Below are 13,591 nucleotides of genomic sequence, written 5' to 3' on the forward strand. Positions count from 1 at the left end.
GCGGAGCTATATATGTGACCAAGTACTTGAAAATGGTTTATCTCTGAAAATGGAGATCCCCGTGCGCTCAACTCATAATCTTAAATAGTTTCGAAAGATTAGCGCAACAACCCCGTTTCCGGGCCGGGATTATCTCAAATTAGCAGCCGTTCCCTTCCTACACGGAATTTGGATGGCAACCTTCAAATTTCACAGAATGTGGCAAAACGATATATATGCCACGCTTTCTGCTAACGCACATTGGCAGACATCCATCGTCGCACCGATGATCGTACCGGCAGGCGTGGACAGTCGGGTGCCTAGACCGACATTCACCTGCACGTAGGCTTTGAAGGGGGTCCCAGAGGATCCGCCATGCTACTTGGACGCTTTGTCACGGCTACCCGATGTGCCCGCCGGCCGGCCTGCCCCCAGCCGGCTTGCCCGGAGGTTTGCTGCGCGGCCTTTTCACGTTGACCGGACTGCCGATCGTGTAGTCCGGTCCGTTACCGGCCGGCTTCGCGTGCGGTGCCGCCGGCTTGCGCTTGCTTTCTCCGCCTGGCACCTGCGGTGCGCGGCATTTTACCGGGCACCGGCTGGCGTGCCGCGAACCAGATAAGTCACATTATGATGTAATAGTCGATCAAACCGCATCGTCAACGCACTTCGTTTGATTGACGTCATCGTACGAACGCACCGGTGCTTGCTCAAGTCCACCCTTCGAGCCGCAACGTCGAGCGCACGAGCCGCTGCTCCTCCTCTTCGATCTCGCGCAGATACTCGACGCACTGCCGGATATGCTCGCTCGCCGCCTTGCGGGCCTGGTCGGGCAACCGCCCCGTCACCGCGTTGTAGAGCCGCGCGTGCTGGCGGTCGATCTGCTTCTTCAGCGGCTCGCGATGATAGAGGTTGTTCACCGACGCGAACACGGAGCTGAGCAGCAGATCGGTCAGCGACTGCAGCGTGTTGACCAGCACCGGATTGTGCGACGCCTCGCAGATCGCGAGATGGAACGCATGGTCGAGCTTCGCGCGCGCGGCCGGATCGAGATCCTGCGCATCGGCCGCCGTCATCTCCTCGTAGCGGCGCTTGATCAGGATGAAGTCGGCGGGTGTGCCGCGCAGCGCGGCGAGCCGCGCGGCTTCGGTCTCGAGCATGCCGCGCACCTCGAACAGGTCGTACAGCGTGCGCGGCTGCGAGCCGAGCAGATGCATCATCGGCGAGACTTCGCGCTGCGGGGTCAGGCTCGCGACGAACGAGCCCTTGCCGTGCGTCGTGTCGATGATCCCGCGCGCGCGCAGCAGCTTCATCCCTTCGCGCACGGCCGTGCGCGACACGCCGAGCTTCTCGGTCAGCCGACGTTCGGACGGCAGCGCCTGCCCGGCCTTCAACACGCCGTCGACGATCAGCTGCTCGATCCGCTCGGCGACGACATCGGCGACAATGCGCGCCGGCGCTTGTCGATTTTGGATTTCCATACTGGTATGACCACTTCGGACTGATGTCGCCGATTTTCGCACAAACCCTTGTGCAGATTGCGTTTCCTGTCACATCGAGCCACTTCTCAAAAACACTCTAGGAAAAACTGGTATGACCACGCTGGCGGCATCTGGACACGCCCCCGCCGCCCGCCAAGAATGCCGTCCATCGGCGTGCCGCGCGTCCTGCGGCCGCCTGCACGATGAAGATGGTGGAGACGGAGACACACGATGAGTTTCACCTACGACGAACGGATCGACGGCCCGTTGGCGACCGTCGACCGCGACACGCTCGTCGCCGCGCTCGACGCGGCGGCGCCCGGCCTCGACGTGCTGCACGAGCGCGAGGCGCTGAAGCCGTTCGAATGCGACGGCCTCGCCGCGTACCGCACGGTGCCGCTCGCGGTCGTGCTGCCCGACACGGTCGAGCAGGTGCGCGCGGTGCTGCGCGTCGCGGCCGCGCACGGCGTGCCGGTCGTTGCGCGCGGCGCGGGCACCGGGCTGTCGGGCGGCGCGATGCCGCTCGAAAAAGGCATCCTGCTCGTGATGTCGAAGTTCAACCGGATCCTGGAAATCGACGCCGACGCCGGCATCGCGCGCGTGCAGCCGGGCGTGCGCAACCTCGCGATCTCGCAGGCCGCGGCACCCTACGGCCTCTACTACGCGCCCGATCCGTCGTCGCAGATCGCGTGCTCGATCGGCGGCAACGTCGCCGAAAACGCGGGCGGCGTGCACTGCCTGAAATACGGGCTGACGGTGCACAACATCCTGAAGGTCGAGATCCTGACGATCGACGGCGACACGCTGACGCTCGGCGCCGACGCGCTCGACGCCCCCGGCTTCGACCTGCTCGCGCTGTTCACCGGCTCCGAGGGGATGCTCGGCATCGTCACCGAGGTGACGGTGAAGCTGCTGCCGAAACCGTCGAGCGTGAAGGTGCTGATGGCGAGCTTCGACGACGTGGCCGAAGCCGGCGCGGCGGTCGCGCGGATCATCGGCGCGGGCGTGATCCCCGGCGGGCTCGAGATGATGGACAACCTCGCGATCCGCGCGGCCGAGGACTTCATCCACGCCGGCTACCCGGTCGACGCGCAGGCGATCTTGCTGTGCGAACTCGACGGCGCCGCGACCGATGTCGACGAAGACGCCGAACGCGTGGCCGCGCTGCTGCGCGACGCCGGCGCGTCGGAGATCCGCGTCGCGCGCGACGAAGCGGAGCGGCAACGCTTCTGGGCCGGCCGCAAGAACGCGTTCCCGGCGGTCGGCCGCATGTCGCCCGACTACTACTGCATGGACGGCACGATCCCGCGCCGCGAGCTGCCGCGCGTGCTCGAAGGGATCGCCGCGCTGTCCGCGCAATACGCGCTGCCGGTCGCGAACGTGTTCCATGCGGGCGACGGCAACATGCATCCGCTGATCCTGTTCGACGCGAACCGTCCCGGCGAGCTCGACCGCGCGGAAGCGCTCGGCGGCAAGATCCTCGAACTGTGCGTCGCGGCAGGCGGCAGCATCACCGGCGAACACGGTGTCGGGCGCGAGAAGATCAACCAGATGTGCGTGCAGTTCAACGCCGACGAAATCACGTTCTTCCACGCGGTGAAGGCCGCGTTCGATCCGCAGCGCCTGCTCAACCCCGGCAAGAACATCCCGACGCTGCACCGCTGCGCCGAGTTCGGCGCGATGCACGTCCATCACGGCAAGCTGCCGTTTCCCGAACTGGAGCGCTTCTGATGCGACGCGAACGCGAAATCGAATCGATCGACGACAGCGCGGCGCTCGTCGCGCAGGTCGACGCCGCAATCCACGCGCGCCAGCCGCTGCACATCCGCGGCGCGGGCACGAAGGCGTTCGTCGGCCGCGCGGTCGAAGGCCGCGCGCTCGACGTGCGCAGGCACCGCGGCATCGTCGCGTACGACCCGACCGAACTTGTCATCACCGCACGCGCGGGCACGCCGCTCGCCGAACTGGAAGCGATGCTCGACGCGGCCGGCCAGATGCTGCCGTGCGAGCCGCCCACGTTCGGCGGCACGGCAACGGTCGGCGGCATGTTCGCGGCGGCGCTGTCGGGGCCGCGCCGCCCGTGGGCCGGCGCGGTGCGCGACTTCGTGCTCGGCTGTCGCGTGATCACCGGCCATGCGAAACACCTGCGCTTCGGCGGCGAGGTGATGAAGAACGTCGCAGGCTACGACGTGTCGCGGCTGCTCGCGGGCAGCTTCGGCTGCCTCGGCGTCGTGACGGAAGTGTCGCTGAAGGTGCTGCCAAAGCCGCGCGCGACCGGCGATCTCGCCTTACAGCTCGCTGCCGCCGAAGCCGTGCAACGCGTCGCGGCATGGCGTCGCGCGGGGCTGCCGCTCGCGGGTGCGTGCCACGCGGACGGCGTGCTGCGCGTGCGGCTCGAAGGCGGCGAGGGCTCGGTGAAGGCCGCGCGCGACACGATCGGCGGCGAGCGGATGGACGATCGCGACGACGGGTTCTGGGCGCGGCTGCGCGACCTGTCGCTGCCGTTCTTCGACGATCCGCGCCCGCTGTGGCGCGTATCGGTACCGGCGGCCGCGCCGCTCGATGCGCTGCCCGGCGCGCTGCTCGTCGACTGGGGCGGCGCGCAGCGCTGGCTGAAAAGCGACGCCGCGCCGGCCGACGTGCAGCACTTCGCAGCGCAGTGGGGCGGCCACGCGAGCTGCTTCACGCCCGGCACGACGCCCGAGCCGTTCCAGCCGCTGCCGCCCGCGCTGCTGCGCGTGCATCGGCAGCTGAAGGCGCAGCTCGATCCGCATGCGATCTTCAATCCCGGCCGCCTGTACGCGAACGTCTGACGCCAACCCGACTTCGAACCGCCGATATGCAAACCAATCTCAGCGAAGCCAGCAAGGCCCTCGACCGGGCCGACGAAGCGGAAGCGATCCTGCGCGCGTGCGTGCACTGCGGCTTCTGCAATGCGACCTGCCCGACCTACCAGGTGCTCGGCAACGAGCTCGACGGGCCGCGCGGACGCATCTACCTGATCAAGCAAATGCTCGAAGGCGAGCCGTGCGGCGAGCGCACGCAGCAGCATCTCGACCGCTGCCTGACCTGCCGCAACTGCGAGACGACCTGCCCGTCCGGCGTGCGCTATCACACGCTGCTCGACATCGGCCGCGCGGAAGCCGAGAAGCGCGCGCGGCGGCCTGCGCGCGAGCGCCTGCTGCGCGCGGGCCTGCGTCACGTGGTGCCGCGGCCGGCAACCTTCGCCGCGCTGCTGAAGGCCGGCCGCGCGCTGCGCCCGCTGCTGCCCGGCACGCTGCAGGACAAGATTCCGGCCGCCGTGCCCGCCGCCACGCCGCGCCCGCCGGTACGCCATGCGCGGCGCGTGCTGATGCTGGAAGGCTGCGTGCAGCCTTCGCTGTCGCCGAACACGAACGCGGCCGCCGCGCGCGTGCTCGACCGCCTCGGCATCAGCGTGACGCCCGCGCGCGAAGCCGGCTGCTGCGGCGCGACCGAATATCACCTGAACGCGCAGGATGCCGGGCTCGCGCGCGCACGCCGCAACATCGACGCGTGGTGGCCTGCGATCGAAGCCGGCGCGGAGGCGATCGTGCTGACGGCGAGCGGCTGCGGCGCGTTCGTGAAGGAATACGGCGACCTGCTGCGCTCCGACCCCGTCTATGCGGACAAGGCGCGGCGCGTCAGCGCACTCGCGCGCGACCTCGCGGAAGTGATCGCGGCCGAGCCGCTCGACGCGCTGGCCGAGTCGACGCGGCGCCGCGTCGCGGTCCACTGCCCGTGCACGCTGCAGCACGCGCAGCGGCTCGGCGGCACGGTGGAAAGCATCCTGACGCGGCTCGGCTTCGATCTGACGAATGTCGCCGACGGCCATCTCTGCTGCGGCTCGGCCGGCATCTATGCGCTGACGCAGCCCGAACTCGCGGCCAGGCTGCGCGACAACAAGCTCGACGCGCTCGAAGCCGCGCGGCCGGACCTGATTGTCACGGCCAACGTCGGCTGCCAGACTCACCTGAACGGCGCGGGCCGCTCGCGCGTGCGCCACTGGATCGAGCTCGTCGACGACCGACGGGTCGACTGATTCCACCGACCGCTGATTCCGGAGGAACATGATGCAAACCAAACCCGAACTCCAGCTCGCCGACGCCGAACGCATGCTCGCGGCCGCCCGCGTGGAAGCCGCACGGCACGGCTGGGCCGTATCGATCGCCATCGTCGACGACGGCGGCCACCTGCTCGCGTTCGCGCGCCTGGACGGCGCGTCGCCGGCCAGCGCCGTCATCGCGCAGGACAAGGCGCGTGCGGCGGCGCTCGGCCGGCGCGAGACGAAAGCGTATGAGGATATGATCAACGGTGGCCGCACCGCGTTTCTCAGCGTGCCGCTGACGGGCTTGCTCGAAGGCGGCGTGCCGGTAGCGTTCGACGGCCGGATTGCGGGCGCAATCGGCGTGTCTGGCGTAAAGTCCGAGCAGGACGCGCTGATCGCCCGCGCCGGCGTACAAAGCGTCGCGACATGAGTCAGCCAAGCCGCGCGCGAATTTTTTCCCCGGGAGGAATCACGATGATCGACCAAGCAGGACTGCAAGTCGCGCCAGCGCTGAGCCAGTTCATTGAAAACGAAGCACTGCCGGGCACCGGTATCGACAAGGCCGCGTTCTGGAGCGGTTTCTCGGCCCTGGTACACGACCTCGCGCCGCGCAACCGCGAGCTGCTCGCGGAACGCGACCGCCTGCAGCAGGAACTCGACACGTGGCATCGCGCGCACCCCGGCCCGGTGCGCGACCATGCCGCGTTTCGCGCATTTCTCGAAGAGATCGGCTACCTCGTGCCGGTCCCGTCGAACGTCGCGGCAGCCACCGCGAACGTCGACAGCGAGATCGCGACGCAGGCCGGCCCGCAGCTCGTCGTGCCGCTGTCGAACGCGCGCTATGCGCTGAACGCCGCGAACGCACGCTGGGGCAGCCTGTACGACGCGCTGTACGGCACCGATGCGCTGCCCGAGGACGGCGGCGCCGAGCGCACCACGGCGTACAACCCGACGCGCGGCCAGCGCGTGATCGACTACGCGCGCGGCGTGCTCGACAACGCGGCGCCGCTCGCGAGCGGCTCGCACCGCGACGCGCTGCGCTATCGCGTGGAAGACGGCCAGCTCGCCGTCGAAACCGGCAAGGGCGTCGTGCACCTCGCGCAGCCGGCACAGTTCGTCGGCTACCAGGGTGCGGCGGGCGCGCCGTCCGCGATCCTGCTGAAGCACAACGGCCTGCACCTCGAGATCCAGATCGACGCGTCCACCCCCATCGGCCGCGCCGATCTCGCGAACGTGAAGGACGTCGTGCTCGAAGCCGCGGTCAGCACGATCATCGACTGCGAGGATTCGGTCGCGGCGGTCGACGCCGACGACAAGGTCCAGCTCTACCGCAACTGGCTCGGCCTGATGCAGGGCACGCTGGTCGAGGAGGTCGCGAAGGGCGGCAAGACCTTCACGCGCCGCCTGAACGCCGATCGCGAGTACACCACGCCGGCCGGCGGCACGCTGGTGCTGCACGGCCGCTCGCTGCTGTTCGTGCGCAACGTCGGCCACCTGATGACCAACGGCGCGGTGCTGGACCGCGACGGCAACGAGATTCCGGAAGGCATCCTCGACGGTGTCGTCACGACGCTGTGCGCGCTGCACGACCTGAAGGCCAAGCGCAACTCGCGCACCGGCTCGATCTACATCGTGAAGCCGAAGATGCACGGCCCGGTCGAAGTCGCGTTCGCCGACACGCTGTTCGCGCGCATCGAGGATCTGTACGGCCTGCCGCGCAACACGCTGAAGATGGGCATCATGGACGAGGAGCGCCGCACCAGCGTGAACCTCGCCGCCTGTATCGCGGCGGCCGCCGCGCGCGTCGCGTTCATCAACACCGGCTTCCTCGACCGCACCGGCGACGAGATGCACACCGCGATGGAAGCGGGCCCGATGATCCGCAAGGGCGACATGAAGTCGTCGGCGTGGATCCAGGCGTACGAGCGCAACAACGTGCTCGCTGGCCTGTCGGCCGGCCTGCGCGGCCGCGCGCAGATCGGCAAGGGCATGTGGGCGATGCCGGACCTGATGCACGCGATGCTCGAGCAGAAGATCGCGCATCCGCGCGCCGGCGCGAACACCGCGTGGGTGCCGTCGCCGACCGCCGCGACGCTGCACGCGCTGCACTACCATCTCGTCGACGTGCAGGCCATCCAGCAGGAACTCGAGAAGACGCCGTACGCAAGCGAGCGCGACACGCTGCTCGAAGGGCTGCTGACCGTGCCGGTCGTCGAGCGCGCCGCGTGGAGCGAGAGCGAAATCCTGAGCGAGGTCGAGAACAACGCGCAGGGCATTCTCGGCTACGTCGTGCGCTGGGTCGAACAGGGTGTCGGCTGCTCGAAGGTGCCGGACATCCACGACGTCGGCCTGATGGAAGACCGCGCGACGCTGCGCATCTCGAGCCAGCACATCGCGAACTGGCTGCGCCACGGCGTGATCACCGAGGCCTTCGTGCTCGACGTGTTCAAGCGGATGGCGCGCGTCGTCGACCAGCAGAACGCCGGCGACCCGAACTATCGCCCGATGGCGCCCGGCTACGACCAGTCGACCGCGTTCAAGGCCGCATGCGCACTGGCGCTGCAGGGCACGTCGCAGCCGAGCGGTTATACCGAGCCGCTGCTGCATCGGTTCCGGCTCGCGTACAAGGCGCAACAGCACGGCGCGTAAGCCTTCGCATGCGGGCTTTCCCGCATGCGGTTTTCACGAAGCGGGCAGCCATTACGGCTGCCCGTTTTTACATTCGAATTCATGCAAACGCTGAAACGGATAATCGATCCGAATCGCACGATTTAAGGTTCCGCGTCCGCCTGCCGTTAAAGCATGTAAATCGGCGACGGCGGTATGCGCGCTGCCCCCTCCTGGCGCAAAGCCTTGCGCTGCAACGTTCCCCACGCGACTGGCAAGTCTCTGCCAGGGCGATAATTTGATCCGGATCAACGGTCCGCAACATTTTCCGCGTGCACGAATGCGCGCGTTATACTCGGACCAATCCGCGCCGCCCGATTCGTCGGATCGTCGAATCGCGGCAACTCTTGCCGGTGAGCAGGTGATGCAGCGGTTTATCCGGCCGCCATCGCCGATCATCGGCATCATGTTCCAGATCGGTCGGGCGGAATGCGCACCGGGGGGTGCATTCCGGATCATCGCCGGCAAATCATACGAACAATCGCATCGGCCCGCCGCCCCGGCGACGATGCCCATCGATCCACGGACCATGGCAGAAACCGACTACGCGATGCCCAGCGAATCCGGCCTGACAAGCCGCGTCGCCGCCCAATTGCGCCGGTTCCTGCTGCCGCACCTGATCTTCTATTCAGGGCTGCTGATCGCACTGATCCTGTTGTTGCTGTGCGGCATCCTGCTGTACGAAGGCCGGATCGACGCACGCGATCGCGCGCGCACCACCCAGCAGAACATCGCGCTGATGGCGTCGTGGGACATCGAGCGCAACATCGAGTTCTATGCGCTGTCGCTGCAGGCGGTCGTCGAAGGCGAGAACGATCCCGCGGTCCTCGCGCTGCCGATGCCGCTGCGCCGCCAGGTGCTGTTCGATCGCGCGACGACGGCCAAGTATCTCGGCGGCATCTACGTGCTCGACTCGAACGGTGACATCGCGGTCGACGGCAAGAGCGACGTGCCGCGCAAGGCCAACTTCGGCAACGAGTCGTACTTCACGGTGCACCGCGACAACCCGGACGTCGGCCTGTACGTCAGCGACCCGTACCGTTCGCGATTGCGCGGCGGCTCGCCGAGCATTGCGCTCAGCCGGCGGATCACGCGGCCCGACGGGTCGTTCGGCGGCGTCGCCGTGATGTCGATCCGGCTCGAATATTTCCAGGACCTGTTCTCGCGCCTCTCGCTCGGCGATCGCGGGTCGATGGCGCTGATCAATACGAAGGGCCTGATGCTCGCGCGCCAGCCTTACGATCCGGCGATCGTCGGCCGCAACATCAGCAAGGCCAGCACGTTCCGCCGGTTCATGACCGCCAACGAAGGGAGCTTCGCCGATACCGCGTCGATCGACGGCGTGCGGCGCCTGTACGTGTTCCGGCACCTCGACCACCTGCCGCTGATCATCATGGTCGCGCGCTCGGAGGCGGACACCTACGCCGCGTGGTACGACCGCGCGATCCCGATCGGCTCGGCGATGGCCTTGCTCGCGCTCGGCTTCGTCGGCCTGTCGATGCTGCTCGACATCCAGCTGCGCAAGCGGCACCGCGCGGAAACCGAGCTGGAAGCGCTCGCGCGCACCGACGGCCTCACGGGCCTCGACAATCGCCGGATGCTCGACGTCACGCTCGCGCGCGAATGGCGCCGCGCGGCGCGCTCGCAGCACGCGCTGTCGCTGCTGTTCGTCGACGTCGATCACTTCAAGCGCTACAACGACACGCAAGGCCATCAGGCCGGCGACGATGCGCTCGCCGCGGTCGGCCGCTGCATCGCCGGATGCCTGCGCCGCCCGGCCGACTATGCAGCGCGCTACGGCGGCGAGGAGTTCGTCGTGGTGCTGCCGGACGTCGACACGCCCGGCGCCGTGACGATCGCCGAATCGATCCGCACCGCCATCCTCGATCTCGGCATCCTGCACGACACGGATGCGTCGGACCGCCTGACCGCGAGCATCGGCGTGACGACCTGCTATCCGGAACTCGACGACAGCATCCAGGCCGCACTGAAGCTCGCCGACGACGCGCTGTACCGCGCGAAGGAAGGCGGGCGCAACCAGGTCGTCGTGCAGACGGCCCCGTCCGCCGAGCGCACGCTGCGGCGCGCCTGAGCCACGGCTGGCCGCCCGGCCGCCACAGCGCCGGCCGCGGGCGAAATCGCCGACAATGTCGGCTCGCCCGGCCGCCGCGCGACACGCGCGCCCGTCGGCCCGCGCCCGCTTCACACCACCATGAGACTCAAGGCAAAGATTTTCCTTCTGGCCATCGTGCCGTTCCTGCTCGCGATCGCCGGCATCGGCTTCGGCGTGCGCCAGCAGGCGACGTCGCTCGCGCGCACGCAGCACGCGACGATCCAGGCCGCCTACCTGTCGAGCAAGGAAGTCGAGCTGAAGCATTACGTCGAACTCGCGACGAGTGCGATCATGCCGCTGTACGACGCGAGCGGCCGCAATGCGCGCGACGACGGACTGCTGCGCACGCAGGCGCTCGCGATGCTGCAGAAGATGGATTTCGGCCCCGACGGCTATTTCTTCGTATACGACCTGCACGGCAATGCGCTGATGCATCCGCGCGAGCCCGAGCGCGTCGGCCACAACTACTGGTCGATGCGCGACCCGCAGGGCGCGCTGACGATCCAGCAGCTGATCGGCGCCGCGTCCCACGGCGGCGGCTACGTGCGCTACACGTGGCAGCGGCCGTCGACGGGCAAGCCCGCGCCGAAGCTCGGCTACGTCGTCGCGCTCGAACGCTGGGGCTGGATGGTCGGCACCGGCATCTATCTCGACGACGTCGACACCGCGCTGCAGCGCATCGACGCGCGCGCGTCCGCGAACATCGAGCGCACGATGAGCTGGCTCACCGCGATCGCGCTGACCGGCGCGGCGGCGATCGCCGTCTGTGCGCTGGTGCTGAACGTCAGCGAGTCGCGCAGCGCCGACGCGAAGCTCAAGCAGCTCGCGCAGCGCGTCGTCGAATCGCAGGAGCAGGAGCGCGAGCGGCTGTCGCGCGAGCTGCATGACGGGATCAGCCAGATGATGGTGTCCGCGAAGCTGATGCTCGAATCCGCGCTCGCGCGCTTCGAGCGCGGCACCGCGCGCATGCCCGAGGCCGAGCAGGCGCTCGCATCGGGCGTCGGGCGGCTCGGCGACACGCTGCGCGAAGTGCGGCGCATCTCGCACGCGCTGCGCCCGGCGATGCTCGACGATCTCGGCCTCGCCGCCGCGCTCGAGCAGCTCGTGCGCGAGCTCGGCGCGGAAAGCGGCATCGACATCGGCTATACGCAGGTGGCGCACAGCGGCGCGCGGCCGCTGCCCGCGCCGGTCAACACGGCGCTGTTCCGGATCGCGCAGGAAGCGCTCAGCAACATCGTGCATCATGCGCAGGCGTCGCGCGCGGCCGTCACGCTCGACGTCGGCGCGCATGCCGTCACGCTGACCATCGCCGACAACGGCTGCGGCTTCGACGCCGAGCGTACGCAGACCGACGCGCGCCGCGGCATCGGGCTGCGCAACATGCGCGAGCGGCTCGACGCGCTGGGCGGCATGCTGACGATCACGTCGCAGGTCGGCCATACCGTCGTGGCCGCGCGCGTGCCGCTGCGCGCCGCCTGAACACGATCCCCATAACCGGAGACCTTGCCCATGAGTGCCCCCGACACCGCCCGGCCCGCTGCCCGACTGCTGCTGGTCGACGATCATCCGCTGGTGCGCGACGGCCTGCGGATGCGGCTCGAGGCGGCCGACCTGTCGGTGGTCGGCGAAGCCGGCAACGCGGACGAGGCGCTTGCGCTCGCCGCGTCGCTCGAGCCCGACCTCGCGCTGATGGACGTCGGCATGAACGGGATGAACGGCATCACGCTCGCCGGCGTGTTCCACGAGCGCTTTCCGGGGATTCGCGTGCTCATGCTGTCGATGCACGACAACATCGAATACGTGACGCAGGCCGTGCGCGCTGGCGCGAGCGGCTACCTGCTGAAGGATTCGCCCGCGAGCGAGATCGTGCGCGCGATCGGCTCGGTGCTGGCCGGGCAGACGTTCTTCAGCGAAGGGCTCGCCGCGCGGATGATCCAGGCGAGCGCGACCGCGTCGCCCCTCGACCGGTTGACGCCGCGCGAGCGCGACATCCTCGATGCACTGGCCGAGGGGCTGTCGAGCAAGCAGATCGCGCAGCAGACGGGGCTGTCGGTCCGCACGGTGGAAACGCATCGGCTCAACCTGAAGCGCAAGCTCGAGATCGAAGGGCAGGCGGAGCTGATCAAGTTCGCGGTCGAGCATCGGCGGCGGTAGAGCGGCGACGCGCGGCGCCGCAAAAGGCACTCTGCGCGTCGGTCACATTGATCAGCTCTACGATGCTGTTTTTTCTCGCTTCGCATGTGATTCGCCGAGTCGGCATCGCGCAGTGGAATCACCGCTCGACCGCTCGACTGACCACGAACGAAAAAGGCGCCCGGAGGCGCCTTTCACTCATCCAAAATCCAGACTGCGCGCAGCGACGCTCAATTCGTCCGCGAATTGTGCTTCTGCAGATACGCGATCAGGCCGTCGATCCCGCCCGACGCGAGCTGGCTCTTGAACTGCCCTTGGTAGACCTGGATCAGCCACGCACCCGACATGTCGATGTCGTAGATCTTCCAGTCGCTGCCGACCTTGCCGAGCCGGTAGCCGACCGACTGGCTGTCGCCCGGCGTCGTGACCGTCGACTGGACCAGCGCATCGGCACCCGACGCGCCGCCGGCCTTGAACGAGAACTTCGCGTCCTGGCTGCCGAGCTGCGCGAGCGACGCGGCATAGGTACGCGTCATCAGCAGCTTGAACTGCTTGTACAGCTCCTGCTGCTGTTGCGGCGTCGCCTGCTTCCAGGCATCGCCGACCGCGATGCGGGTCGTGCGCTCGAAGTTCGTCGCGGGCAAGAAGCGCTGCTCGACGACTTGCGTGACTTTTGCCATGTCGCCGCCGCGCGCACCCGGATCGGCCTTCATCGCGTTGACGGTGCCTTCGACCGCATTACGGACGATGTCGACCGGCGCGCTCTGCGCGAAAGCGGAAACCGACACGGCGGCCGCCGCGACGAAAGCAAACAGATGACGTTTCATACGGATATTCGCACTCGGTGAAAAAAACGGACGGCGGATTGCATCGATCGCATCGGCCGGTGGGTCGAAGTATAGCGGCCCGGCGGCCCGCCTGCCGTGCGGTGACCGACTGTTACCTTTCAGCCCCTTTTGTCACAGGGTGCCGGCCGCTGCGCGATCGGTGCCGATTATGTCAATTTCCGCCGCCCATTCGTCCGACGATTCGCGGCGATTCCCTCCCGGCGCAGCAAATATCCTTCCCGCCCCTTTACGCTCCAACGTGGCGACCGACGTCACGTGGCGCCGGTATACTCTTTGCCTTGTCCTTGCCAGCCCCTCCCCACCGCCA

11 protein-coding genes are annotated in these 13,591 nt (G+C 68.1%); 8 read left to right on the forward strand and 3 right to left on the reverse strand.

Annotated features, from left to right (window positions below; translation table 11 throughout):
• Positions 1-686: 686 nt before the first annotated feature.
• The gene (glcC, locus tag DIE17_RS31460; RefSeq protein WP_124921594.1) at positions 687-1,457 is read right to left on the reverse strand and encodes a transcriptional regulator GlcC; all 771 of its coding nucleotides are present in this window, start codon (positions 1,455-1,457) and stop codon (positions 687-689) included.
• 231 nt (positions 1,458-1,688) lie between these two features.
• On the opposite strand from glcC, the gene glcD reads away from it, so the two are divergent.
• Genes glcD through DIE17_RS31485 form a run of 5 tightly spaced genes read left to right on the forward strand, consistent with a single transcriptional unit; the run spans position 1,689 to position 8,172 of the window.
• Positions 1,689-3,188 carry a glycolate oxidase subunit GlcD gene (gene glcD / locus DIE17_RS31465; RefSeq protein ID WP_124529098.1) on the forward strand — a complete coding sequence of 500 codons (1,500 nt, stop codon included), beginning with the start codon at positions 1,689-1,691 and terminating at the stop codon, positions 3,186-3,188.
• Positions 3,188-4,270, forward strand: a complete 1,083-nt coding sequence (gene glcE, locus DIE17_RS31470) for a glycolate oxidase subunit GlcE (RefSeq protein WP_124921595.1) — start codon at positions 3,188-3,190, stop codon at positions 4,268-4,270. Before glcD ends, glcE begins: the two co-directional genes overlap by 1 nt.
• Positions 4,271-4,296: 26 nt before the next feature.
• Positions 4,297-5,517: a glycolate oxidase subunit GlcF gene (glcF, locus tag DIE17_RS31475; protein WP_124921596.1), complete on the forward strand. Its 1,221-nt coding sequence runs from the start codon at positions 4,297-4,299 to the stop codon at positions 5,515-5,517.
• A gap of 31 nt (positions 5,518-5,548) precedes the next feature.
• Positions 5,549-5,953: a heme-binding protein gene (locus DIE17_RS31480; protein ID WP_044848880.1), complete on the forward strand. Its 405-nt coding sequence runs from the start codon at positions 5,549-5,551 to the stop codon at positions 5,951-5,953.
• A gap of 44 nt (positions 5,954-5,997) precedes the next feature.
• Entirely contained in the window at positions 5,998-8,172 is a 2,175-nt protein-coding gene (locus DIE17_RS31485; protein ID WP_124520162.1) for a malate synthase G, read from the forward strand.
• 51 nt (positions 8,173-8,223) lie between these two features.
• On the opposite strand, the gene DIE17_RS31490 is transcribed toward DIE17_RS31485, so the two are convergent.
• Positions 8,224-8,598 carry a hypothetical protein gene (locus DIE17_RS31490; RefSeq protein ID WP_124520164.1) on the reverse strand — a complete coding sequence of 125 codons (375 nt, stop codon included), beginning with the start codon at positions 8,596-8,598 and terminating at the stop codon, positions 8,224-8,226.
• A gap of 121 nt (positions 8,599-8,719) precedes the next feature.
• On the opposite strand from DIE17_RS31490, the gene DIE17_RS31495 reads away from it, so the two are divergent.
• The 3 genes from DIE17_RS31495 (at position 8,720) to DIE17_RS31505 (ending at position 12,457) form a co-directional block, all read left to right on the forward strand.
• Positions 8,720-10,282: a sensor domain-containing diguanylate cyclase gene (locus tag DIE17_RS31495; RefSeq protein ID WP_124485985.1), complete on the forward strand. Its 1,563-nt coding sequence runs from the start codon at positions 8,720-8,722 to the stop codon at positions 10,280-10,282.
• A 120-nt stretch (positions 10,283-10,402) separates the two neighbouring features.
• Positions 10,403-11,782, forward strand: coding sequence for a cache domain-containing protein (locus DIE17_RS31500; protein ID WP_044848872.1), 1,380 nt, complete (start codon positions 10,403-10,405; stop codon positions 11,780-11,782).
• Positions 11,783-11,812: 30 nt separating this feature from the next.
• Positions 11,813-12,457: a response regulator gene (locus tag DIE17_RS31505; RefSeq protein ID WP_044848871.1), complete on the forward strand. Its 645-nt coding sequence runs from the start codon at positions 11,813-11,815 to the stop codon at positions 12,455-12,457.
• 209 nt (positions 12,458-12,666) lie between these two features.
• Here DIE17_RS31505 and DIE17_RS31510 read toward each other — a convergent pair whose 3' ends face one another.
• Positions 12,667-13,263, reverse strand: a complete 597-nt coding sequence (locus DIE17_RS31510; protein WP_124485984.1) for a phospholipid-binding protein MlaC — start codon at positions 13,261-13,263, stop codon at positions 12,667-12,669.
• Positions 13,264-13,591: the final 328 nt, after the last annotated feature.

Origin of the sequence: Burkholderia sp. Bp9099 (assembly GCF_003857805.1) — a bacterium.
Lineage (GTDB): Bacteria > Pseudomonadota > Gammaproteobacteria > Burkholderiales > Burkholderiaceae > Burkholderia.

Coding starts and splice junctions, on each gene's coding strand:
- DIE17_RS31480 (WP_044848880.1), top strand. CDS start 5,549: ATGCAAACCAAACCCGAACTCCAGCTCGCCGACGCCGAACGCATGCTC.
- glcF (WP_124921596.1), top strand. CDS start 4,297: ATGCAAACCAATCTCAGCGAAGCCAGCAAGGCCCTCGACCGGGCCGAC.
- glcE (WP_124921595.1), top strand. CDS start 3,188: ATGCGACGCGAACGCGAAATCGAATCGATCGACGACAGCGCGGCGCTC.
- DIE17_RS31500 (WP_044848872.1), top strand. CDS start 10,403: ATGAGACTCAAGGCAAAGATTTTCCTTCTGGCCATCGTGCCGTTCCTG.
- DIE17_RS31495 (WP_124485985.1), top strand. CDS start 8,720: ATGGCAGAAACCGACTACGCGATGCCCAGCGAATCCGGCCTGACAAGC.
- glcC (WP_124921594.1), bottom strand. CDS start 1,457: ATGGAAATCCAAAATCGACAAGCGCCGGCGCGCATTGTCGCCGATGTC.
- glcD (WP_124529098.1), top strand. CDS start 1,689: ATGAGTTTCACCTACGACGAACGGATCGACGGCCCGTTGGCGACCGTC.
- DIE17_RS31505 (WP_044848871.1), top strand. CDS start 11,813: ATGAGTGCCCCCGACACCGCCCGGCCCGCTGCCCGACTGCTGCTGGTC.
- DIE17_RS31485 (WP_124520162.1), top strand. CDS start 5,998: ATGATCGACCAAGCAGGACTGCAAGTCGCGCCAGCGCTGAGCCAGTTC.
- DIE17_RS31510 (WP_124485984.1), bottom strand. CDS start 13,263: ATGAAACGTCATCTGTTTGCTTTCGTCGCGGCGGCCGCCGTGTCGGTT.
- DIE17_RS31490 (WP_124520164.1), bottom strand. CDS start 8,598: ATGATGCCGATGATCGGCGATGGCGGCCGGATAAACCGCTGCATCACC.